At 71.8% G+C, this 21,787-nt stretch carries 22 protein-coding genes; 3 read left to right on the top strand and 19 right to left on the bottom strand.

Annotation, left to right across the window (positions count from 1 at the left end):
* Positions 1-205: 205 nt before the first annotated feature.
* The 18 genes from B5F84_RS04880 to rpsP form a co-directional block, all read right to left on the bottom strand.
* Positions 206-1,141, bottom strand: coding sequence for a tyrosine recombinase (locus tag B5F84_RS04880; protein WP_087321455.1), 936 nt, complete (start codon positions 1,139-1,141; stop codon positions 206-208).
* A complete protein-coding gene (gene trmFO, locus B5F84_RS04875; protein ID WP_087321453.1) occupies positions 1,138-2,469 on the bottom strand; it encodes a methylenetetrahydrofolate--tRNA-(uracil(54)-C(5))-methyltransferase (FADH(2)-oxidizing) TrmFO in 1,332 nt (443 codons plus the stop codon). The genes B5F84_RS04880 and trmFO overlap by 4 nt, the downstream gene beginning before the upstream one ends.
* 28 nt (positions 2,470-2,497) lie before the next feature.
* On the bottom strand, positions 2,498-3,406 hold the full coding sequence (locus tag B5F84_RS04870) for a DNA-processing protein DprA (protein WP_087321452.1): 909 nt from the start codon (positions 3,404-3,406) through the stop codon (positions 2,498-2,500).
* Entirely contained in the window at positions 3,403-4,890 is a 1,488-nt protein-coding gene (locus tag B5F84_RS04865; RefSeq protein WP_087321450.1) for a YifB family Mg chelatase-like AAA ATPase, read from the bottom strand. The genes B5F84_RS04870 and B5F84_RS04865 overlap by 4 nt, the downstream gene beginning before the upstream one ends.
* Positions 4,890-5,351, bottom strand: coding sequence for a YraN family protein (locus B5F84_RS04860; protein WP_087321448.1), 462 nt, complete (start codon positions 5,349-5,351; stop codon positions 4,890-4,892). Before B5F84_RS04860 ends, B5F84_RS04865 begins: the two co-directional genes overlap by 1 nt.
* A 181-nt stretch (positions 5,352-5,532) precedes the next feature.
* Positions 5,533-6,321, bottom strand: a complete 789-nt coding sequence (locus tag B5F84_RS04855) for a ribonuclease HII (protein ID WP_087321446.1) — start codon at positions 6,319-6,321, stop codon at positions 5,533-5,535.
* Between the two features lie 64 nt (positions 6,322-6,385).
* Positions 6,386-6,730 carry a 50S ribosomal protein L19 gene (gene rplS / locus B5F84_RS04850; protein ID WP_087321444.1) on the bottom strand — a complete coding sequence of 115 codons (345 nt, stop codon included), beginning with the start codon at positions 6,728-6,730 and terminating at the stop codon, positions 6,386-6,388.
* A gap of 109 nt (positions 6,731-6,839) precedes the next feature.
* Positions 6,840-7,793, bottom strand: a complete 954-nt coding sequence (locus B5F84_RS04845) for a DUF6273 domain-containing protein (protein ID WP_087321443.1) — start codon at positions 7,791-7,793, stop codon at positions 6,840-6,842.
* A gap of 57 nt (positions 7,794-7,850) precedes the next feature.
* Positions 7,851-8,891, bottom strand: coding sequence for a deoxyguanosinetriphosphate triphosphohydrolase (locus B5F84_RS04840; RefSeq protein ID WP_087321441.1), 1,041 nt, complete (start codon positions 8,889-8,891; stop codon positions 7,851-7,853).
* 77 nt (positions 8,892-8,968) lie between these two features.
* The gene (gene ppdK / locus B5F84_RS04835; RefSeq protein ID WP_087321439.1) at positions 8,969-11,734 is read right to left on the bottom strand and encodes a pyruvate, phosphate dikinase; all 2,766 of its coding nucleotides are present in this window, start codon (positions 11,732-11,734) and stop codon (positions 8,969-8,971) included.
* Positions 11,735-11,973: 239 nt separating this feature from the next.
* The gene (locus B5F84_RS04830; protein ID WP_087321437.1) at positions 11,974-12,378 is read right to left on the bottom strand and encodes a kinase/pyrophosphorylase; all 405 of its coding nucleotides are present in this window, start codon (positions 12,376-12,378) and stop codon (positions 11,974-11,976) included.
* Positions 12,379-12,435: 57 nt separating this feature from the next.
* Complete coding sequence (gene glyS / locus B5F84_RS04825) at positions 12,436-14,535, bottom strand: glycine--tRNA ligase subunit beta (protein ID WP_087321435.1); 2,100 nt, start codon at positions 14,533-14,535, stop codon at positions 12,436-12,438.
* Positions 14,536-15,447, bottom strand: coding sequence for a glycine--tRNA ligase subunit alpha (locus B5F84_RS04820; protein WP_087321433.1), 912 nt, complete (start codon positions 15,445-15,447; stop codon positions 14,536-14,538). It abuts the gene before it with no gap.
* Positions 15,448-15,474: 27 nt separating this feature from the next.
* Complete coding sequence (gene lepB, locus B5F84_RS04815; protein WP_087321431.1) at positions 15,475-16,065, bottom strand: signal peptidase I; 591 nt, start codon at positions 16,063-16,065, stop codon at positions 15,475-15,477.
* Positions 16,058-16,807 (bottom strand): tRNA (guanosine(37)-N1)-methyltransferase TrmD, encoded by a 750-nt coding sequence (gene trmD / locus B5F84_RS04810; RefSeq protein WP_087321429.1) that lies wholly within the window; start codon positions 16,805-16,807, stop codon positions 16,058-16,060. Before trmD ends, lepB begins: the two co-directional genes overlap by 8 nt.
* Positions 16,804-17,340 carry a hypothetical protein gene (locus B5F84_RS04805; RefSeq protein ID WP_087321427.1) on the bottom strand — a complete coding sequence of 179 codons (537 nt, stop codon included), beginning with the start codon at positions 17,338-17,340 and terminating at the stop codon, positions 16,804-16,806. The genes trmD and B5F84_RS04805 overlap by 4 nt, the downstream gene beginning before the upstream one ends.
* Before the next feature lie 5 nt (positions 17,341-17,345).
* Entirely contained in the window at positions 17,346-17,633 is a 288-nt protein-coding gene (locus B5F84_RS04800) for a KH domain-containing protein (protein WP_087321425.1), read from the bottom strand.
* A 7-nt stretch (positions 17,634-17,640) separates the two neighbouring features.
* The gene (rpsP, locus tag B5F84_RS04795) at positions 17,641-17,982 is read right to left on the bottom strand and encodes a 30S ribosomal protein S16 (RefSeq protein WP_087321423.1); all 342 of its coding nucleotides are present in this window, start codon (positions 17,980-17,982) and stop codon (positions 17,641-17,643) included.
* Positions 17,983-18,209: 227 nt separating this feature from the next.
* On the opposite strand from rpsP, the gene B5F84_RS04790 reads away from it, so the two are divergent.
* Genes B5F84_RS04790 through dinB form a run of 3 tightly spaced genes read left to right on the top strand, consistent with a single transcriptional unit; the run spans position 18,210 to position 21,440 of the window.
* A complete protein-coding gene (locus B5F84_RS04790; protein ID WP_087321421.1) occupies positions 18,210-18,884 on the top strand; it encodes a response regulator transcription factor in 675 nt (224 codons plus the stop codon).
* 15 nt (positions 18,885-18,899) lie between these two features.
* On the top strand, positions 18,900-20,129 hold the full coding sequence (locus B5F84_RS04785) for a HAMP domain-containing sensor histidine kinase (RefSeq protein WP_087321419.1): 1,230 nt from the start codon (positions 18,900-18,902) through the stop codon (positions 20,127-20,129).
* A gap of 21 nt (positions 20,130-20,150) precedes the next feature.
* Positions 20,151-21,440 (top strand): DNA polymerase IV, encoded by a 1,290-nt coding sequence (dinB, locus tag B5F84_RS04780; protein ID WP_087321417.1) that lies wholly within the window; start codon positions 20,151-20,153, stop codon positions 21,438-21,440.
* Here the strand turns inward: dinB and rsfS are convergent.
* Entirely contained in the window at positions 21,437-21,784 is a 348-nt protein-coding gene (rsfS, locus tag B5F84_RS04775) for a ribosome silencing factor (protein WP_087321415.1), read from the bottom strand. The two genes, dinB and rsfS, sit on opposite strands and share 4 nt — an antisense overlap.
* Positions 21,785-21,787: the final 3 nt, after the last annotated feature.

The raw sequence follows: 21,787 nt of genomic DNA, 5'->3' as shown, positions 1-21,787 counted from the left end.
CCTGTGGTTGGTCCTCCGCGCGAGTCATCCCCGAGACGCCACCCGAGGCCTGGCTAAAAGCCCCGGGCACCACGGCGGGCGGGTCATCGCGCGTGCGAGATGGTGCCGCGCTGGTACGCGACATGCCGTGCGTGTGCACAACGGGTTGGAAGTATAGCGCCTTTCCCCGTCCCTGTCGAGGCCCCCGGGCGTCTCCACAGGCGCTCTACGAGCGGGGATGCGCCCGACGGGCGGCGTCTCTCAGCCGCTCGACCGAGAGGTGCGTGTAGACCTGGGTCGTCTGGAGGCTCTCGTGGCCGAGGAGCTCCTGGACACTGCGCAGGTCCGCCCCGCCCGAGAGGAGCTCGGTGGCGAAGGTGTGGCGCATCGCGTGGGGCGTGAGGCGCGGGTCGAGCCCCGCGAGCGCCACGTGGCGCTCGAAGACGGTCCTCAGCGCGTCGGCGGACATGGGGTTGCCGCGCGTGGAGACGAAGAGCGCGCCGTGGTCGGCCCGGCCCGCGAGGAGGCGCGGGCGCGCCTCGGAGAGGTAGCGGGAGACCCACGCGAGCGCGGAGTCGTAGACCGGCACGATGCGCTCCTTGGACCCCTTGCCGAAGAGGCGCGCCTGGGAGCGCTCCGGGTCGAGGTCCCCCACGCGCAGGCCGGCCGCCTCCGAGACGCGCGCGCCGGTGGCGTAGAGGAGCTCGAGGAAGGCCCGGTCCCTGAGCCCGTCGGGATGGGACGCGTCGCAGGTGCCCAGGAGGGCCGTCACGTCGGCGTCGGACATCGTGCGCGGCAGGTCGCGCGCCGTCTTGGGGCTCGCGAGCGCCGAGGCCGCCTCAGAGGTCACGACGCCCTCCCTGAGCATCCAGCGGTAGAGGCCGCGCAGGGCCGAGAGCCGCCGGTTCACGGTGCGCGCGGCGTAGCCGGCGCGGGCGAGCTCGCCGAGGTAGCGCCTGAGCTCGCGGTGGGTGACCGTGAGCGGGCGGACGCCCTCCCTGCGGCACCAGTCCACGAACGAGCCCAGGTCCGCGCGATAGGCGCGGACCGTGTTGGGCGAGAAGTTCCTCACCTCCGCGAGGTGGCGGCAGAACGCGTCGACGAGCTCGGCGAGCCCCTCGGCGTCGTCTGTGCGCCCCGCGGGCGCCGCCCGCCCGCTCACGCGCGCGGGGCCGGGAAGAGCTCGGGCCTGCCGGCGAGGTAGGCGTCGAGGTCGCGCCGGGCGCGCTCGGCGAGCGCGGCGCGCTTCTCGGCCTTCCTTCGGGGCGGGTTCTCGAGCGGCGGCACGATGCCGTAGTTGACGTGCATGGGCTGGTAGTCGGTCGTGGCGGGGTCGGTCGCCCAGGCGACGAGCGAGCCCAGGGCGCCCGTGCGGGGCAGGGCCACGGTCGGGGCCTCGATGAGCTCGGCGTAGGTGTTGAGCGCGGCGAGCAGCCCCGAGGCGACGGCCTCGACGTAGCCCTCCGTGCCCGTGATCTGCCCCGCGAGGCGCGCGGAGGTGCCGGGGATCTTGAAGGTCGCGTCGAGCGCGCGGGGGGCGTCCACGAAGGAGTTGCGGTGCATGACGCCGTAGCGCAGGAACTCGGCCTCGGCGAGGCCCGGGATCATCCGGAACACGCGGCGCTGCTCGGGCCAGGTGAGGTTGGTCTGGAAGCCGACGAGGTTGTAGGCCGCGGCGTCGGCGGTCTCCGCGCGCAGCTGCACTGCCGCCCACGGGCGCCGCCCCGTCCTGGGGTCGGTGAGCCCGACCGGCTTGAGCGCGCCGAAGCGCAGCGAGTCGTGGCCGGTGCGGGCCACCTCCTCAACGGGCTGGCAGGCGCAGAAGAGGTCGGCCTGCTCGAAGTCGCGCGCGATGACGCGCTCGGCGCCGAGGAGCGCCTCCATGAAGGCGTCGTACTCCGCCCGGTCGAGGGGGCAGTTGAGGTAGTCGCCGCCCCGGCCCTCCTCGTAGCGCGACTGCGCGAACGCGACCGAGCGGTCGACGGACTCGGCGTCGACGATGGGCGCCGCCGCGTCGAAGAAGCTCATGCTCTCGCCCCCGACCGCCTTCGCGACCGCCGCGAAGAGCGCGTCGGAGCAGAGCGGCCCGGCAGCGATCACGCTCGGCCCCTCGGGGATCGAGGTCGCCTCCGCGCGCACCACCTCGATGAGGGGGTGCGCCTCGACGCGGCGGGTGACCTCGCGGGAGAACGCCTCGCGGTCGACGGCGAGGGCCCCGCCCGCCGGCACCGCCGCCGCGCGGGCGATGGGCAAGAGCTCGCAGCCCATGCGGTCGAGCTCGTGCTTGAGCAGGCCCGCCGCGGTCTCGGGCCGGGTGGACTTGAGCGAGTTGGAGCAGACGAGCTCGGCGAAGCCGTCGGTGTGGTGCGCGGGCGACCTTCTCTCGGGGCGCTGCTCCACGAGGCGCACGCACACCCCCCTGCGGGCGAGCTGGAGCGCGCACTCGCTGCCCGCGAGACCCGCGCCGACGACCGTCACGAACCCTTCCATGCCTGCTCCTTCCCGGCGACGCGCGCCGTCATGTCCTCGGCCCACCATTGTGACCCAAGAGGAGGGCCCGCGTCGGCGAGTATCTCCCGTCCGGCAGCCGCTCCACGATTCCTCTGGCCTCGTAGTCGGAGAGGGTCCTGAGGACGGTGAGGACGCTCTCGTTGAGGCGCTCGGCGAGCTCGTCGGGCCGGGCGGGCGAGGCGATGAGGGCCGCCGCCACCGGTCCCTCCCCTCCCTCGCGCCCGCCCGTGGCAAAGCGCGCGACGCCGTAGTCGAGGGCGAGCGAGACCTCGAGCGCCCGCTCGTCGGGGATGACGCGCGCCCCCTCGGCGATGAGGAGGTTCGTGCCCGCCGAGCCCGGGGAGAAGATCGACCCCGGGACGGCGTAGACCGTCCGGCCCAGGGCCGCCGCGGCCTCGGCGGTGGACATCGTGCCGGAGCGCAGCCCCGCCTCCGTCACGACGAGCACCTCGGAGAGGGCCGCGATGACGGCGTTCCTCTTGGGAAACGCCCAGCGTCGGGGCCCCTGGCCCCAGCGCTCCAGAGAGACGACGGCCCCGCCCGCCGCAAGCGCCGCGTCGAAGAGGTCGGCAGAGGCCGCCGGGTAGGTGAGGTCGGCCCCGCAGCCCGAGACCACGACGGTCCTGCCCCGGGCGCGCAGCGCCGCGAGCCCCGCGGCGCGGTCGCAGCCCATCGCGCCCCCCGAGACCACGGTCACGCCGCACTCCGCGGCCACGCGGGCCGCCATCTCCGCGACGGCGAGCCCGTAGGGGGTCGCGCGCCGCGCTCCGACCACCGAGACGCACGGTCCCGCGAGGGCCTCGGGGTCGCCCCGGCCGTAGAGGACCTCGGGAGGGCGCTCCAGATCGAGAAGGGCGGCCGGGTAGCGCGCGTCGTCGCGCCCGAGCTCCCAGCGCCCCTCGCCCGCCGCGCTCACGAGGCATCCCTCGAGCGGAAGCCGAGCGCCTCGACCACGTCGTCGACGCCGACGAGCTCGCGCGCGCCGAGGTCGGCGATCGTGCGCGCGACGCGGGCGACACGCACGATGGAGCGCCCGCCGAGCGAGAGGCGCTCGGCCATCCCCTCGAAGGCCGCAAGCGCCGCGGGGTCGAGGTGGGCCGCGGCGACGGCGCCCCCGGCCGCCTCCCCCTCGCGGCCCGCGCGCCACGCGGCAAACTCGCGGGCGGCCATGACCTGGTCGCGCATCTGCGAGGAGCCCGTCCCGGCCTGAGAGCGGATGACCTTGGAGCCGGACGGCCGCGCCACGTCCACGACGACGTCGATCCGGTCGAGGAGCGGCCCGCCGATTTTCGCCTGGTACGAGAGGACGCGGCCGGGCGGGCAGACGCACTCGTGGCCCGGGTCCCCGAGGTGGCCGCAGGGGCAGGGGTTGGCGGCCGCGACGAGCTGGAAGTCGCAGGGGAAGACGTAGGTCCCGTCGACCCGCCCGATGCGCACCTCGTGCTCCTCGAGGGGCTGCCTCAGCGCCTGGAGCGCCACGCGGGAGAACTCGGGGAGCTCGTCGAGGAAGAGCACCCCCCTGTGCGCGAGCGACACCTCCCCGGGCAGGACGGGCCTGCCTCCCCCGACAAGGCCGCCGAGCGAGATCGAGTGGTGGGGAGCGCGGAAGGGCCGCTCCCCACGGGCGAGCGCCTCGATCGGCTGGCCGGCGACGGAGTGGACGAGCATGGCCTCGGCGGCCTCGCGCTCGTCGAGCGGCGGAAGGATGGTCGGCAGGCACCGCGCGAGCATGGTCTTGCCGGCGCCGGGCGGGCCGATCATGAGCACGCCGTGGGAGCCCGCCGCGGCGATGACCATGGCCCGCTTGGCGAGCTCCTGGTCGACGACGTCGGCGAAGTCGAGGGCGGGCGCGCATGCGGCGGGGACGGCGGCCTCCGCCTCGAGCGCGGGCAGCGCGTCGACCCCGCCCCGCATCTGCGCGAGGTGGCTGATGCCCCGCGCGCCCGCGCCCCAGGCGCCCGGCAGCGGCTGCTGCGCGGGCGCCACGAGGGTGAGCCCGCGCTCCGCGGCGAGCGCGGCGTAGGCGGCCGCTCCGCGGACCGGGCAGACCGAGCCGTCGAGCGCGAGCTCCCCCACGAGCAGGCAGCCGTCGGCGACCCGGGGAGGGAGCTGGTGGGTGGCCGCGAGAATGGCCACGGCGATGGGAAGGTCAAAGCCCGTGCCGGACTTCCTGAGCTCGCCCGGGGCGAGGCTCACGGTCACGTGCAGGCGCGGCAGGGTGAACCCACACCCCCTGAGGGCGCAGCGCACGCGCGAGCGCGCCTCGAGGACGGCGGTGTCGGGCATGCCCACGATGTCGATGCCCGGCAGGCCGCCAAGCGCGCTCACCTCGACGTCGACGACGCGCGCGTCCGTCCCGAAGAGCGTGGCCGTCGTCACGACGGCGCCTCCGGCCTCCATCAGCTGTCCAGGCTGAACGCGCCCGAGAGGTGGCGGAGCCGCGCGCCGCCCTCCCTGACCACGTTGATCGCGATGACGTCAAAGCGCACGGTCTCGACCTCGGGGTGCGCGACCACGTAGCAGAGCGCGAGCATCCGGTAGCGGTCGCGCTTGGCCCGGTCGACGGCCAGCTCAGGCATGACGTCGGCCCGCTCGCCAAGCGCAAGGCGCGTCTTGACCTCGAGAAGGACCACGTCGCTCCCCCTGCCGTCCTCGCGCGCGACGATGTCGACCTCGCCGAAGTCGCAGCGCCAGTTGCGCTCGAGCACGGCCCAGCCGTGGCGCTCGAGGTAGGCGGCGGCGATGTCCTCGCCCCGCATCCCAAGCTCGCGCGGCGTGAGCTCGCTGACAGGCGTCGCCTCCCGTGGCCTCTCGGTCGCCTCGCCCTCGCATGCGCGCTCGTGCTCGTTCGTGTCCAGCATCGCAGCCTCCTCGCTCTCGCCTGTGGTGGGTGGCAGCGTGCCACGAGGCGCTGACGCGAGGGTTCCGCCGCACGCGCGCGGGACGTGCGCGCGGGTTCCGGGTCAGATCGGGCGCCGGGCGACGGCGCAGGGAGGGGCCGCGCGGACGTGACGGGAGCGGCGCGCGGTCAGAAGGGGCCGATCAGAAGAGGGCGGGCGTCTCGAGAAAGTTTCCACAAAAGGAGCGGCGGTGGATCGGGGTGAGGCCGCGCTCGCGGATGGCTGCGATGTGCTCCGCCGAGCCGTAGCCCTTCGACTCGGCGAGGTGGTAGCCCGGCCACTCGTCGTCGTAGGAGACCATGAGGGCGTCACGGGCGACCTTGGCCACGATGGAGGCCGCCGCGATGCAGGCCACGCGGGCGTCCCCCTTGACGAGGCACCGCTCGCGCTCGTGCACGTGGACGGGGTTGCCGTCAATGAGGACCGTCGCGGGCTCCACCCCCGCGTCCGCGATCGCGCGCGCCATGGCGCGCCTGAGGGCGCAGGCCATCCCCACGGCATCGATGGCCTCGGGCTCCACGTGAGCGATCCCCACGGCAAGGGCGACCTCCGCGACGCGCGCGGCGAGCGCCTCGCGCCGTGCGGGGGCAAGCCGCTTCGAGTCGTTGAGGCCCCAGATGACGGGCTCGTCGGGCAGGGCGACGGCGGCGACGGTGAGAGGGCCCGCGAGCGCGCCGCGGCCCACCTCGTCGACGCCGAGGACGAGCCCCTCCCCGCCCTCGGAGCGCATGAGGGAGTACATGGCAAGCACGCGCTCGCGCTCGGCCTCCTCGCGCGCGATGCGCCTCTGCGCGACCTCGACGGCGTGGCGGACCTGCTTGCGGGGGTCGTCGGCGTAGCGCTCCACGAGCGTGCGCGCCTCCTCGAGCGGTGCGTCGGCTATGGTGGCGACGACCTCGCGGGCCGTCACGGGACGGGGCGTCGTGTCCATGGCTCACCTCCATACAAGAAGGCCGCCCCCGAGGGGGCGGCCGAAGGCACGTCTGTGCGTGGGGCTAGTCGCGCTTCTCGCGAATGCGGGCGGCCTTGCCGACGCGGTCGCGGAGGTAGTAGAGCTTGGCGCGACGGACGTCACCGTGACGGACGACCTCAAGCTTGGCGATCTTGGGGCTGTGGAGCGGGAAGGTGCGCTCGACGCCCACGGAGAAGCTGATCTTGCGGACGGTGAAGGTCTCGCGGGCGCCCTCGCCGCTCATGCGGATGACGTCGCCCTCGAAGACCTGCTCGCGGGTGCGGTCGCCCTCGGTGATGCGGTAGTGCACCTTGACGTGGTCGCCAACGCGGACGGCGGGGATGTCCTCGCGAATCTGCTGGCGCTCGATAGCGCGGATGTAGTCCATGTTCTTTCCTTGTCTCTCTAGAGGTGCCGACGCACGCGAACGGCACATAGGCTTACACACAGCGGTTGATTATATGACAGCGAGCCCGTTTGGACAAGATGCACACAACTCAGATACAGACGCCCACGACGACGCCCGCCGGAACGCTCGCCTCGCTGAGAGACGACGGGAAGCCCGAGGACATGACCTGGTAGAAGTAGCGGGTCGCGGAGTCGCGGTAGGTGTAGGGCACGGCGGTGCGGTACCACCAGGCGCAGGAGGCGCCGCGCAGGGAGAGCCCGAGCACGTGGGAGGGGTCGGAGTCGCTCGTGACGCCGGACTCGGCGAAGTAGGCGTACTGCGAGCCCTCCGCGGAGAGCAGCGCGTCGTAGCGCGTGACGTCAACGTACTCGGTGTAGGCGCCGTACTCGTCGGCGTTCCAGGAGATGGGGCCGCAGACCTCGGCGACGGAGAAGGGCCAGAGGGTGTCGGTCGTTGCCGTGGGGGCCGCGTCCTCGGCCAGCTCGCCGTAGACGCTCACGGCGTTCACGGTGAGCTTGGTCACGGGCACGGCGACGGCGGCGAGCTCGTCGGGCAGAAGCTCGGCGCCCTCCCCCGCGAGCCAGGCCCGCAGCTCCGAGGTCTCCCAGCCGCCGGTGTCCTCGTCGCCGGAGTTGATGGGCTCGAGGGAGATCGGCGAGAGCATGAGCGTGATGCCGGCCGGGCCGGAGCCGTCGGCGCGCTGGTCGTGGCGGATGCCGACGACGCGGGCCTCCACCGTGGTGCCGTCGTCGAGCGCGAGGAGCCGGGCGTCGCCCACGCCCACGTTCCAGTCTGCCGCCACGGAGCGCCCCTCCTCGTCGGTGGGCGCCTCGGCGATGAGGGCGGAGACGCGGGAGAGCTCCTCCCACGTGTACTCGTCGAAGGGCCGGGGCTCAAGCTCGTCTGTGGCCTCCACGATCGCCTGCGGCCCCGCGCCGTTGGTCGCGACGAGCAGCACGAGCCCCGCGCCGACGGCCACCACCATGAGCGAGAGCACGAGCGCGACCGCCGTGAGGCAGCCTCCCTTGCCGCGTCCAGCCAACGTCTCCCCCTTCGTCCGATGCCTTCAGGGGAATGGTAGCAGAGGGTCGCCCGCGAGCTAGCGCCAGGAGCGGGGAATCATGAGGTCCTCGAAGACGCGGACGGCGTAGCGGTCGGTCATGCCGGCCACGAAGTCGGCGACCTGCACGTCGGGGGCGTCGCCGTCGTGGATGCGGTACTCGGACGGGACCTCGTCGAGGTGCGTCACGAAGTGCTCGAAGAGCGCCACGAGCAGCTCGTAGGCCTTCGGCTCCTCGGACTTGGCGTCGCCGTGCGAGTAGAGGTTCCTGAAGAGGAAGGACCTGAGCGACATCATGGCGCCCCAGAGCGGCGCCGACATCTTGACATCGCCCGCGGCCGAGCTCATGGTGACCACGTCGCGCACCATCCGCTCGATGCGCTCCGAGGAGCTGCGGCCCAGGATGTCGCAGGGCGCCTGGGGCAGGTCGGACTCGCGCAGGAGCCCCGCCCGCTCCGCGTCGTCGATGTCGTGGCAGACGTAGGCGATCCGGTCGGAGAGCGCCACGATCCGCCCCTCGGGCGTGAGGGCACGGGCCCCGCCGGAGTGGCTTCGGATGCCGTCGACGACCTCGCGGGTGAGGTTGAGGCCGCACCCGTCGCGCTCGAGGAGCTCGACGATGCGCGCGCCCTGCTCGCTGTGCGAGAAGAGCCGAAGCGAGGACGGTGCGTCCGGGTCGAGCCCGCGGTGGCGGGCGATGGCGTATGAGAGCGCCCGCTCGCCCACGTGCCCAAAGGGGGTGTGGCCAAGGTCGTGTCCGAGGGCGATGGCCTCGGTGAGGTCCTCGTTGAGGCCGAGGGGGCGGGCGATGGAGCGCGCCACCTGGGCGACCTCGAGCGTGTGGATGAGCCGCGTCCGGTAGTGGTCCCCCTCTGGGGCGAGAAAGACCTGGGTCTTGTGGGCGAGCCTGCGAAAGCTCTTCGAGTGGAGGATGCGGTCGCGGTCGCACTGGAAGCACGTGCGCAGCGGGTCGGCGGGCTCGGGCGCGCGCCGACCGCGAGAGGCGTCGGCGAAGGTCGCGTCGGGCGAGAGGCGCTCGTGCTCGGCGCGCTCGAGGTCCTCCCTCCGGGTCACTCTCATGGCTTCCCTCCCTCTACGAGAAAGGGAGGGAAGGGGAATCGCTCCCCTTCCCTCCCCGACACGGGTCGTCCGTGAGGCTAGGCGAGCTTCTGCGCGCCGCCGTTGGACTTGATCTTGGCCTGGGCCGCCGCGAGGCGCGCGATGGGCACGCGGTACGGCGAGCAGGAGACGTAGTCGAGGCCGAGGTCATAGTACATCTGGATGGAGTCCGGGTCACCGCCGGTCTCGCCGCAGACGCCGCAGATGATCTTGTCGTTGGCCTGGTGGCCGCCCTCGACGCCGAGCTTCACGAGCTTGGCGACGCCGGCGTCGAGCGTCTCGAACGGGTTGGTCTTGAGGATCTTCTTGCTGAGGTACAGCGGGATGAAGGCGCTCTCGACGTCGTCACGGGAGAAGCCGAAGCCCATCTGCGTGAGGTCGTTGGTGCCGAAGGAGAAGAAGTCGGCGTACTTGCCGATCTCGTCGGCGGTCACCGCGGCACGCGGGATCTCGATCATGCAGCCCACCGGGATGGAGAGCTCCACGCCGGTCTTCTCGGCGACGGAGGCCACGACGGACTCGATCTGCTCGCGGACCACCTTGAGCTCCTCGACCGTGGAGACCAGGGGAACCATGATCTCGGGCTTGGGGTCGAGACCGCGCTTCTTGAGCGTGGCGGTGGCGTTGGCGATGGCGCGGACCTGCATCTCGGTCAGCTCGGGGTACACGATGCCGAGGCGGCAGCCGCGCAGGCCGAGCATGGGGTTGGCCTCCTGGAAGGAGTCGAGGCGGGCAAGCAGGTCGCGACGGGCCTTGAGCTGGACGTCGGACTCACCGCGGTCCTCGGCGTGCGCGAGCTCGACGGCGTAGGAGCGCGGGTCGTCGAGGAACTCGTGCAGGGGCGGGTCGAGCAGGCGGACGATGACGGCGTTGCCGTCCATGGCCTCGAACATGCCGAGGAAGTCCTCGGTCTGGACCTTGAGGAGCTTGCCGAGGGCCTGCTGCTTGGCGCCGGGCTCGTCGGCCAGGATGAAGGACTGGATGATCTCCTTGCGGTCACCGAGGAACATGTGCTCGGTGCGGTCGAGGCCGATGCCCTCGGCGCCGAAGTCGCGGGAGAGCTTGGCGTCCTCGGGGTTGTCGGCGTTGGCGCGCACGCCGATGATGCGGCCGCGGGAGGCGTCGGCGCGCACGGCGTCGGCCCACTCGAGGATGGTCTCGAGGTCGCCGGTGAGCTCGGGGCGAACGAGGGGCACGGCGCCCAGGATGACGTCGCCGGTGGTGCCGTTGATGGAGATGACGTCGCCCTCGTGGAGCACCACGTCGGTGCCGGAGACCACGACCTCCTTGTTCTTGGCGTCGATCTTCAGGGCCTCGGCGCCGCAGACGCACGGCGCGCCCATGCCGCGGGCGATGACGGCCGCGTGGCTCGTCTTGCCGCCGTGGCTCGTGAGGATGCCCTCGGCCGCGACCATGCCCTTGAGGTCGTCCGGGGTGGTCTCCCAGCGGACGAGGATGCAGGGCTGGTCCTTGTTGGCGCAGTGGACGGCGTCGTCGGCGGAGAAGACGACCTTGCCCACGGCGGCGCCCGGCGAGGCGTTCATGCCCTTGGTGAGGACCTTGAAGTCGGCCTTGGGGTCGAACTGCGGGTGCAGGAGCTGGTCGAGCTGCTCGGGCGCCACGCGCATGACCGCCTCCTCCTTGGAGATGCGGCCCTCGTGCTCGAACTGCATGGCGATGGCGAGCGCGGCCATGGCGGTGCGCTTGCCCACGCGGGTCTGGAGCATCCAGAGCTTGCCCTGCTCGATGGTGAACTCGATGTCCATCATGTCGCGGTAGTGCTCCTCGAGGAGCAGGAAGATCTCCTCGAGCTGCTTGCCGGCCTCCTCGAGGCCCGGGACCTTCTTGAGGTCGGAGATCGGCTCGGTGTTGCGGATGCCGGCCACGACGTCCTCGCCCTGGGCGTTGACCAGGAAGTCACCGTAGAACTCCTTGGTGCCGTCGGCGGGGTTGCGCGTGAAGGCGACGCCGGTCGCGGAGGTCTCGCCCTTGTTGCCGAAGACCATGACCTGGACGTTGACGGCGGTGCCGAGGTCGTCGGAGATCTTGTTCTGCTTGCGGTAGATGATGGCGCGCTCGTTCATCCAGCTGCCGAAGACCGCCTCGATGGCAAGGCGCAGCTGCAGCCTCGGGTCCTGCGGGAAGGCGGCGCGGCCGTCGACGGTGACCTCGGGGTGCGCCTGGGAGTCGACGTTCACGGCGAAGATGTTCTTGAAGGTGTTGGTGAGGTCCTCGAGGTCCTCGGCGGTGAGCTCGGTGTCGAGCTTGACGCCCTTCTCCTCCTTCTTGGCGGTGATGGCGTCCTCGAAGAGCTGGCCCTCGACGCCCATGACGACGCTCGAGAACATCTGGACGAAGCGGCGGTAGGAGTCCCAGCCGAAGCGCGGGTTGCCGGTCTGCTCGATGATGCCGTGGACGGAGACGTCGTTGAGGCCGAGGTTCAGGACCGTGTCCATCATGCCCGGCATGGAGAACGGCGCGCCGGAGCGCACGGAGACGAGCAGCGGGTCGTTGGGATCGCCGAGCTTCTTGCCCATGCGGCCCTCGAGGTCCTCGCGGGCGGCGTCAATCTCGTCCAGCACACCCTCGGGCCAGACGTTGCCGGCGGTAGAGTACGCGACGCAGGTCTGGCAGGTGACGGAGAATCCGGGAGGAACCGGAAGGCCCATCTTAGCCATCTCGGCGAGGTTGGCGCCCTTGCCGCCGACGATCCACTTGGAAACGTCGACGGAATCGCCGGCGGTCTCCGTGACGTCGACGCCGTCGATGCCGGCGCCGAAGCGGTACACGTGCTTTTCAGCCATACTGTCCCCTTGCTTCTTGAGTCCTCGCGCTCCCCCGTGGGGTCGCGCACCTACTACGGGGCCGTGCGCGAAGGCGCGCTCCGCGCGGCACTCAGTCATGGTAGCAACGCCCCGCTGCGCGGCAAGGGTGTTTCGGGCGTCCGGCTGGTGTGGGTAGGTGAGCGGTGACATGGCACAGAATGTGGGGTCGAGCCCTACGGCCCGACCCCACTGGTAGTAACATGGGATGCGATTTGCCCTTACTTGGGCGCGCTCTCATCGTTGTTGTAGACGGCGCCGATCTCGCGCGTGGGCTCCTCGCCCGTGAGCGTGGAGATGACGGTGACCGCCGGACCGAGCAGGTCGATCGAGGGGATGCCCCGGCGGTCGAGCTCGCGGCGAATCTCGCGGCGCAGGGTCGCGTTGGCGAAGGTGTGGAACACGGCGCAGGGGCGGTCGGCGTCGAAGTGCTCGTCAAAGTAGGAGCGCACGGTCTCGACGTCCTTGACGTTGGAGAGGCGCTCGATCTCGACGGAGCCGTCGCCGAACTGCGCCGCCGCGGCCATGACGACGGTGTTGGCCGTCTCGCCGCGCGCGTCGGAAAGAACGTAGATGAGCGGGACAACCTGACCGAAGAGGTCGTCGTCCAGGTCGAGCTTGGCCATGTCTGTCCTCCTGTACCCTTGTGAGCGGAGCCGGGTCGTGCCCGGCCCCAGCCTAGCCTACTTCTTTCGGGTGAGCGCGCTGATGTCGGCAACCCCCACGAAGACTTCAACGAAGCGGTTGAGGAGCCTCAGGCGGTTCTCCCTTACCGCAGTATCCTCGTCCATGACAAGGACGTCGTCGAAGAATCGGTCGATGGGGGCCTTGAGGTCGGCGAGAGCGCCGAGCGCCCCCGCGAAGTCGTCGGCCGCGAGCGCGCCCGCGACGCGCGCGGCGCCCTCGTCGCAGGCGGCGAGAAGGGCCCGCTCGGCGTCGCCGAGGAGCGTCTCGTCCACCGCGGTCCCGAGCGAGGGGTCGCTCAGGTGCGCGGCGCGGGCGTAGGCCTGCGCGAGGTCGTCGAAGACGGAGGCCTCGGCGCGGCGCGCGTCCTCGAGGGCGTGGGCGCGGGCGAAGAAGGCGCGCGGGTCGACGACGCCCACGGCCGAGACGGCCTCGATCGTGTCCGGGGAGACGCCCTCCTCGCGCGCGATGGAGGCGAGGCGGCCCTGGAAGAAGGTGCGGACCGCGGCCTCGGTCTCGGCTCGGTCGAACTCGATGCCCTGCTCGGCAAGGGCGTCGAGCGAGGTGGCGACGAGCTCGCCGAGGGCGTCGTAGGCGGCGCCACGCAGCATCGCGATGACGCCGATCGCGCTGCGGCGGACGGCGAAGGGGTCGGAGGAGCCGGTGGGCGGCTGCCCGATGGCGAACATGCCGCAGATGGTGTCGAGCTTGTCGGCCACCGCCACGGCGACGCCGACCGGGCCCGCGGGCGGCTCGTCGCCGGCGAAGCGCGGGTGGTAGTGGTCGCGGATGGCCTCGGCGACCTCGGCGTCCTCGCCCGAGGCGAGCGCGTAGTAGCCGCCCATGACGCCCTGCTGGCTCGTGAACTCGACGACGGCCTGGGTCACGAGGTCGGCCTTGGCGAGCAGGGCCGCCCGCCCGGCGAGGCGGGCGCGCCCGTCGTCGAGGCCGAGGGAGGCCGTGGCCACGACCGGGGCGAGGCGCTCCATGCGGCGCGCCTTGTCGAGCACGGTGCCCAGGCGCTCCTGGAAGGTGACCTCGGCCAGGCGCGGCAGGTAGTCCTCGAGGGGACGCCTGAGGTCCTCCTCGTAGAAGAACTTGGCGTCGTCGAGGCGGGCGCGGACCACGCGCTCGTTGCCGTCGACCACGCGCGCGGCGTTCTCGGGGCGGGTGTTCATGACCACGACGAACTCGCGGGTGAGGTCGCCCTTGGCGTCGTAGATCGGGAAGTAGCGCTGGTTGGAGAGCATCGACTCGCAGATGATCTCATGCGGCACCTCGAGGAACTCCTCGTCGAAGGTGCCCACGACGACGGTCGGCCACTCGCAGAGGTTCACGACCTCGTCGAGGACGCGCCGCGGCGTGTCGACGCGGGCTCCCCCGCGCTCGGCCTCGACCTCGGCGATGCCGGCGGCGATGCGCTCGCGCCTGCGCTCCTCGGAGAGGACGCCCGCGGCCTCGAGGACGCCCTCGTAGGCGGCGGGCTCGGCGACGACGTGCTCGCCGGGGCCCAGGACGCGGTGGCCGCGGGTCACGTTGGAGCTCGTGACGTCGGCGTAGCGCACCGGGACGACCTCGCTGCCCAGGAGCGCGCAGATCCAGCGGATCGGGCGGACGAAGGTCTGGTGCTCGGAGCCCCAGCGCTGGCTGCGGTAGTTGGGCCACTCGAGCGAGCCGATGACGCGCTCCGAGAGCTCGGAGAGGATGGGGAGGGCGGGCCTGGAGTCCTCGCTGCGCTCGGCGAAGACGTACTCGCGGCCGTCGGCGTCAACGCGACGGACGAGCGCGGAGGCGTCGACCCCGCACTTGCGGGCGAAGCCCTCCGCCGCGCGCGTGGGGGCGCCGGCCTCGTCGAAGGCGATGCTCGCCGCCGGGCCGCGCCTGACCTCGCGCACGGCCTCAGTCTGGCACGCGACGCCCTCGACGATCGCGGCGAGGCGGCGCGGGGTGGACAGGACGCGGACCGCGCCGTGCGCGAGCCCCGCCTCGTCAAGGCCGCGCTCGACGAGCGGTCCGAGCTGCTTGACGGCGTTGATGAGCGGCGCCGAGGGCATCTCCTCGCAGCCGATCTCCAGCAGGAAGTCTCGGGTCTCGGCCATCTAGGCCACCTCCCCCTTCGTGTTCTTCTCGTCCGCCTGGCCGGCGACCTCGGCGAGGTAGGCCTCGCAGCAGGCCTTGGCGACGGCGCGGACGCGCAGGATGTAGTTGGCGCGCTCGACGGCGGAGAGGGCCCCGCGCGCGTCGAGCAGGTTAAAGGCGTGGCTGCACTTCATGACGCAGTCGTAGGCGGGAAGCGGCAGGCGCGCCTCGAGGCACGCGTGGCACTCGCGCTCGTAGTCGTCGAACTTCTGGCGCATCATCTCGACGTTGGCGACCTCGAAGTTGTAGGCGGAGAACTCGCGCTCGTTCTCGAGGAAGACGTCGCCGTAGGTCATGGGCGTGCCGTCGGGCAGGTAGCTCCACACGAGGTCGTAGACCGAGTCGACGCCCTGGATGTACATGGCGATGCGCTCGAGGCCGTAGGTGATCTCCACCGGCACCGGGTCGACCTCGATGCCGCCCACCTGCTGGAAGTAGGTGTACTGCGTGACCTCCATGCCGTTCAGCCACACCTCCCAGCCAAGGCCCCAGGCGCCGAGCGTGGGGCTCTCCCAGTCGTCCTCGACGAAGCGCACGTCGTGCTCGGCGGGGTCGATGCCGATCGCCTTGAGCGAGCCGAGGTAGAGGTCCTGGGAGTCCACCGGCGAGGGCTTGAGCAGGACCTGGAACTGGTAGTAGTGCTGCATGCGGTTGGGGTTCTCGCCGTAGCGGCCGTCTGCCGGGCGGCGGCACGGCTGCGGGTAGCAGGTGCGCCACGGCTTGGGGCCGAGGGAGCGCAGGGTGGTGGCGGTGTGGAAGGTGCCCGCGCCCACCTCGGAGTCGTAGGGCTGCATGATGGTGCAGCCCGCCCCGGCCCAGTAGCGCTCGAGGGCGAGGATCATGTCCTGGAACGTCAGCGCGTTTTCGCTCATAACCGTTCTTCTCCTTGCGTCGCGGGGCTACAGGAGCCCGATGTTCTGGGGCGGCCAGTAGATGAACGCCGCCCTCGATGTTACGTCATCCACGCTCACGGGGCCGAAGTAGCGCGAGTCGCGGGAGTTGGTCCGGTTGTCGCCCATGACCCAGACGCACCCCTCGGGCACGGTGTAGGGGTAGGCGATGCCGGCCGAGCCCGCGAGGTCCGAGAGCGAGTAGGAGGGCCTGCCGAGGGTGTAGGGCTCGTCGAGGGCCTCGCCGTCCACGAAGACGGCGCCGTCCCTGAGGTCGACGGTCTGGCCGCCCACCGCGATGACGCGCTTGATGAGGGTCTCGCCGTCAAGCGGGCTCACAAAGGTCACGACGTCGCCCTGCTCGGGCGGCCTCCATGCGAGCGAGGCCTTCTCCCCTATGAGCAGGTCGCCCTCGTGAATCGTGTCGAGCATGGACCCCGTGGGGACGTAGTAGGGCATCGCGACGAAGGTCCTGATGCCCCAGGCGAGCGCCGCGGCGGCCGCGAGCGCTCCGACGACCCAGCCGTAGCGCGAGGCGACCGTGCGCCCGCCCGAGCCCTCGGGCGGGGGGCCGGGCGTGAGCTCGTCCCTCTCAGGCATCGCTGCCTCCCTTCCCGCGCGCCATGACCTCGAGGGCGCGCGTGCGCTCCTCCGGGGTGAGGCGGGCGCTCTCGATGAGGTCGGGCCGCCAGAGCGCGGTGCGCTCGATGGCGCTCTGGCGCCGCCAGGCGTCCACGCGGGCGTGGTCGCCCGAGAGGAGCACCTCGGGGACGTCCATGCCGCGATAGCTCGCCGGGCGGGTGTACTGCGCGTACTCGAGGAGCCCGTCGAACGAGAAGGACTCGTCGACGGCGCTCATCTCGTCGCCGAGCGCGCCGGGCAGGAGCCGCACGGTGGCGTCGATGACCGCGAGCGCGGCGAGCTCGCCGCCGGTCAGCACGAAGTCCCCAAGGGAGACGACGTCGTCGGCGAGGGCGTAGGCCCGCTCGTCCATCCCCTCGTAGCGGCCGCACACCAGAAGGACGCGCTCGCGGCGCGAGAGCTCCATGGCGACGCCCTGGTCGAAGCGCCGGCCGCAGGGCGAGAAGAACACCACGTGGGGCGCAGGCCCGCGCCGGGAGAGGTCGTCGACGGCCTCGAAGATCGGCGCGGGCTTCATGAGCATCCCCTGGCCGCCCCCGAAGGGGGCGTCGTCGACGGTGCGATGGCGGTCGTGCGTCCAGTCGCGGAGGTCGTGGGCGTGAAACTCGAAGACCCCCGCGCGCCGCGCGCGGCCCATGATCGAGGCGTCGAGGTAGGGCCCGAACACCTCCGGGAAGACCGAGAGCGTCTCGAAGATCATGCGTCACTCCCCTCCTCGCCCGGCCAGCCAAGGCCCCGCGGCACGCGCACCGGGACGGGGCCCGTCTCGGGCACCTCCCGCACCACGTCGTCAACGACGGGCAGCAGCACCTCGCGCCCCCGTACCTCCACGGCCCAGACGTCGTTGGCGGGGCCGCGCATGACCTCGACGATCGGGCCCTCGAGCCCGTCCGCGACGTTCCTCACAAGACGTCCCACGAGCCGCTCCGCGTCGTGGAGGGCGAGGTCGGCGGGAAGGTCCTTCTCGCGCGCGAGAAGGACGCGCCCCACGAGCCGCTCCGCGGAGGCGAGGTCGTCGACGCCCGAGAGCGAGACGAGCTGCCCCGAGCGGTCGTCCGAGGAGCAGGCGCGCACCTCGTGCCAGCGGTCCCCCGTGAGCTCGGGCGGCAGCACCGCCACGCGCAGGCCTTTTGTCACAAGCGAGGGAAGGCCGTGAACGGGCTCCGTCACGACCTCCCCTCTTCTCCCGTGGGCCTTCGCCACGCGGGCTATGGTTCTGTAGCGCTCTCGCATGCGGTCTAACCCACGACCTCGACCTCGACGGCCGTCCCGACGCGCTGTCCGAGCGCGCGGGCGAGCGTGCGGATGGCCTTGATCGTGCGGCCCTTGCGACCGATGACGCGACCGGCGTCCTGCTCGGAGCAGGTGACCTCGATGAGGGCCCCCTCCTCGCCGTCCGTCACGTCGAGCGAGACCGCACCCTCGTCGTCGACGAGCCCGCAGACGATGTACTCCACGAGGTCCGCGACCCTGTCGGAGGGCAGCTCCTGCCCCTCGGTCTCGACGACGCTGCCAGTGGCCTCCATGGGAGGCCTACTCGGCGTCGGCCTCGGCCTCAGCGGCAGCCTCGGCGGCAGCGGCGGCCTTGGCAGCGGCCTTCTTGGAGAGCTTGGCCTTCTTCTCGACGGCGGGCTGGCCGTTGCGGGCGATCTCGATGAGGTGGGAGACCGCGTTGGTGGGCTGGGCGCCCTTGCCGATCCACTCGTCGACCTTCTCGATGTTGATGTCGATCACCTTGGGGGTGGTCAGCGGGTTGTAGCGGCCGACCTCCTCGATGTAGCGTCCGTCACGCGGCATGCGGCCGTCGGCGACGACGACGCGGTAGTACGGGCGCTTCTTGGCACCGTGACGGGCCAGGCGAATCTTGACTGCCAATGGAAACTCCTCCAAACGGGCGGTGCGCGTAGCAGATGGATTGGCCGCACCGCATAGCCACAAAACGACTTGTTATTCTACCGTTCTTCCCTTACGTCGCAAGGTGCAGTTTTTGTGAACGGGACAAAGGAGCCCACGTGAGCGGGGAGGATTCAGAAGAATTTCAGCGCCGATGGGTAGGATAGCAGCGGTAAATGACGCGCAGTGCGCGAGCGAGAGGAGACCCCATGAACGTTCTGGTTGTCGAGGACGAGCGAAACCTCGCCGACGCCATCGCGCGCATCCTCACCGATGCCTCCTACCACGCGGAGACGGCCTACGACGGCAAGGCCGGGCTGTCCCTGGCCCTTGCCGGCGGCTACGACGCCGTCGTGCTCGACGTGATGCTGCCCGGCATGGACGGCTGCGAGGTGGTGCACGAGATGCGCCGCCAGGGCGTCTCGACCCCGGTCCTCATGCTCACGGCCCGCACCACCACCGAGGACAAGGTCGAGGGCCTCGACGCGGGCGCGGACGACTACATGACCAAGCCCTTCGAGGCGCCCGAGCTCCTCGCCCGCCTGCGCGCGCTCACCCGCCGCCGCGGCGACGTCATGCTCGACCAGGTGGAGTTTGCCGACCTCGTCCTGGACCTCACCACGCACGACCTCTCCTGCGGGGACGCGAGCGTGCACCTGTCCGGCAAGGAGTTCGAGGTCATGCGCACCCTCATGTCCTCGAGCGCCCGCGTCGTCTCCAAGCAGGACCTCCTGCGCCGCGTGTGGGGCGACGACGAGGCCTCGGAGAACTCCGTGGAGGCCTACGTCTCGTTCCTGCGCAAGAAGCTCGCCCACGTGGGCTCCACCGTCCAGATCACCACCCTTCGGATGCTCGGCTACCGGCTCGAGGTCTTCGGCTCGTAGCGCGGCGGGTGCCGGATGCTCGCGCGCCTTCGCAGGGAGTTCGTCGCCATAACGATGGCCCTCGTGGGCCTCGTCCTCATCGCCGCCCTCGGCTCGACGCTCGTCTCGTCGATGACCACGCAGGACGCGGTGACGAACGCGCTTCTCAGGCGGGCGCTCGCCGGCGAGGGCTGGGCCGTGGCCCAGATCGGCGACGAGACGGGCCAGCAGAGCGCCGACATCATGCTCGCGGTCACGGTGGACGTCACCTTTGACGGCTCGGTCCTCGACCGGAGCTCCTCGCCCGTCTCCATCCCCGAGCGGACGCTCTACGACGTCATCGGCGAGGCCCTCTCGACCTCGGCCACGCAGGGCAAGAGCGCCGACTACCCCATCGCCTGGATGCGCGCCGGCACCACGGAGGGCTGGCGGATCGCGCTCGTGGACACCTACTCGCGCGACGCCGCCCTGCGCTCCCAGGCCATGACGGACCTCGTCGTCTTTGCCGTGGCGATGGGCGCGCTCTTCGTGGCGGTGAGCCAGCTCTCGCGCTGGGTCCTGCGGCCGGTCGAGGAGGCCTGGGAGCGGCAGCGTCGCTTCATCTCCGACGCCTCCCACGAGCTCAAGACCCCGCTCGCCGTCATCATTGCCAACACGCAGATCCTCTCCGCCGACGAGGGGCTCGCCGACGACGCCCGCCGCTGGGTCGAGAGCACCTCCGAGGAGGCGGGCCACATGAAGGGGCTCGTGGAGGACCTCCTCACCCTCGCCCGCGCCGACGAGCAGCGCGCCGAGGGCGGCCAGGGGCTGCCCCGCTCCGAGGACGTGGACCTCACGGCGCTCGTCTCCGGCTGCGCCCTCGAGTTCGACGCCGTCGCCTTTGAGCGCGGCTGCCGGATCGAGTGCGAGCTCGCGCCGGGCGTCCACGTGACGGGCGACCCCGACCAGCTCGGCCGCGTGGTGCGGACCCTCCTCGACAACGCCACCAAGTACGCGCGCCGCGACACCGCCGTGCGCGTGGGCCTGGCCCCCGAGGGCCGCCGCTCCCTTCTTCGGGTGAGCAACCAGGGCGAGCCGATCGCGCCCGAGGACCTGGGGCGGCTCTTCGACCGCTTCTACCGCACCGACCGCGCCCGCGAGCGCCAGGCCCAGGGCGGGTTTGGGCTCGGGCTCGCCATCGCCAAGAGCATCGTCGAGGCGCACGGCGGGCGGATCTGGGCCGAGTCGGACGCCGAGAGCGGCACGACCTTCTCCGTCCTGCTCTAGCCCGCACGCTATAATCCCCTCATGGAAGGGACGAGACGCACAGACGGGCCCGCGGCCGAGCCCCCGTTCGAGTGGCGGGGCCCTGCCGTGGGCCTGCTCGACCTCGACGCCTTCTTCGCCTCCGTCGAGCAGCTCGACCACCCCGAGTGGCGCGGCCTGCCCGTCATCGTGGGCGGCAGCCCCGACCGGCGCGGCGTGGTCTCGACGGCCTCCTACGAGGCGCGGCGCTTCGGCGTCCACTCCGCCATGCCCGCGGCCACGGCCGCGCGCCTGTGCCCCGACGCCATCTGGACCCGCGGCAACTTTGCCCGCTACCGCGAGATGAGCGCGGCCGTCATGGGCATCCTGCTCGACGAGACCCCGCTCGTGGAGCAGGTCTCCATCGACGAGGCCTTCTTCGACGTCACGCCGGGGCGCTTCTCGCGCGAGAGCCCCGTCGCGATCTGCCGGCGGGTGCAGGGGCGGGTGGCCGAGCTCGGGGTGACCTGCTCGATCGGGCTGGGGGTCAACAAGACCGTGGCCAAGATCGCCTCGGAGCGCGAGAAGCCCCGGGGGCTCACCGTGGTCTTTCCGGGGACCGAGCGCGCCTTCCTCGCGCCGCTCCCCGTGGGCGCGCTGAGCGGCGTCGGCCCCGCCACGGAGGCGCGCCTGCGCGAGATGGGCGTGCGCACCCTGGGCGAGCTCTCGCGCCAGGACCCGCGCTCGCTCCGGGCCGCCCTCGGGGTCACGGGCCCGCGCCTGGCGCTCCGCGCGGCGGGCCTCGAGCGCGGCGAGGTGGCCGAGGCCGCGGCGCCCGAGGAGGTGAAGTCGGTCTCCAACGAGCGGACCTTCGGGCAGGACCTCACCGACCCGGGGGAGGTGCGGGCGGCGGTGCGCCACGTGGCCTCCGTCGTGGGGCGCCGGCTCAGGGCGAAGGGGCTGCGGGGCTCCACCGTGACCCTCAAGGTCAAGTACGACGCGCGCCACGCGAGGACGGCCCAGCGCGCGCTCGGCGCGCCGACCGACGACGAGCGCGTCTTCGGCGAGGCCGCGGTGGGGCTTCTCGACGGGCTCTGGTCCCCGGGCCAGCACGTGCGCCTCGTCGGCGTGGGGGTCTCGGGCTTCGGGGAGGCCCCGGCAGAGCAGCTCGCGCTCTTTTCGGACCGGCAGGGCGGGCAGGCCGCGCCAGCGCGCCCCTCGCTCGGCCGCGTCACGGACGCCGTGCGCGAGCGCTTCGGCGAGGACGCGGTGAGCCTGGGGCGCGACCTCAGGTTCAGGGGGAGGACCTCGGACACCGCGCCCCTGCACAAGGACGCGGGGGCGCCGGGCTAGAGCTCCACGCGCGGGGCGTCGCCCCAGAGGTTCTCGAGCCGGTAGTACTCGCGCGTCTCGGGACGGAAGACGTGCACCACGACGCAGCCGTAGTCAATGAGCACCCAGGAGAGCGACTCCCTGCCCTCGCAGGAGAGCGGCGAGATGCCGCAGTTCTTCGAGACCTTCTCGCGGACCTCGTCCACGATGGCGTCGACCTGGCGAGCGTTGGCGCCGGTGCAGATGAGGAAGTAGTCGCAGACGTCGGTCTTGGAGGAGAGGTCAAGAAGGACGAGGTCCTCGGCCTTCTTGTCGTCCGCCGCACCGGCGGCGACGCGGGCGATCTCGAGCGGGGTGAGCGGCATGCG

This window comes from Olsenella sp. An290, assembly GCF_002159535.1.
In the GTDB taxonomy this organism is placed as follows: Bacteria; Actinomycetota; Coriobacteriia; order Coriobacteriales; family Atopobiaceae; genus Thermophilibacter.
This window is presented reverse-complemented; position numbering and strand designations above follow the sequence as displayed.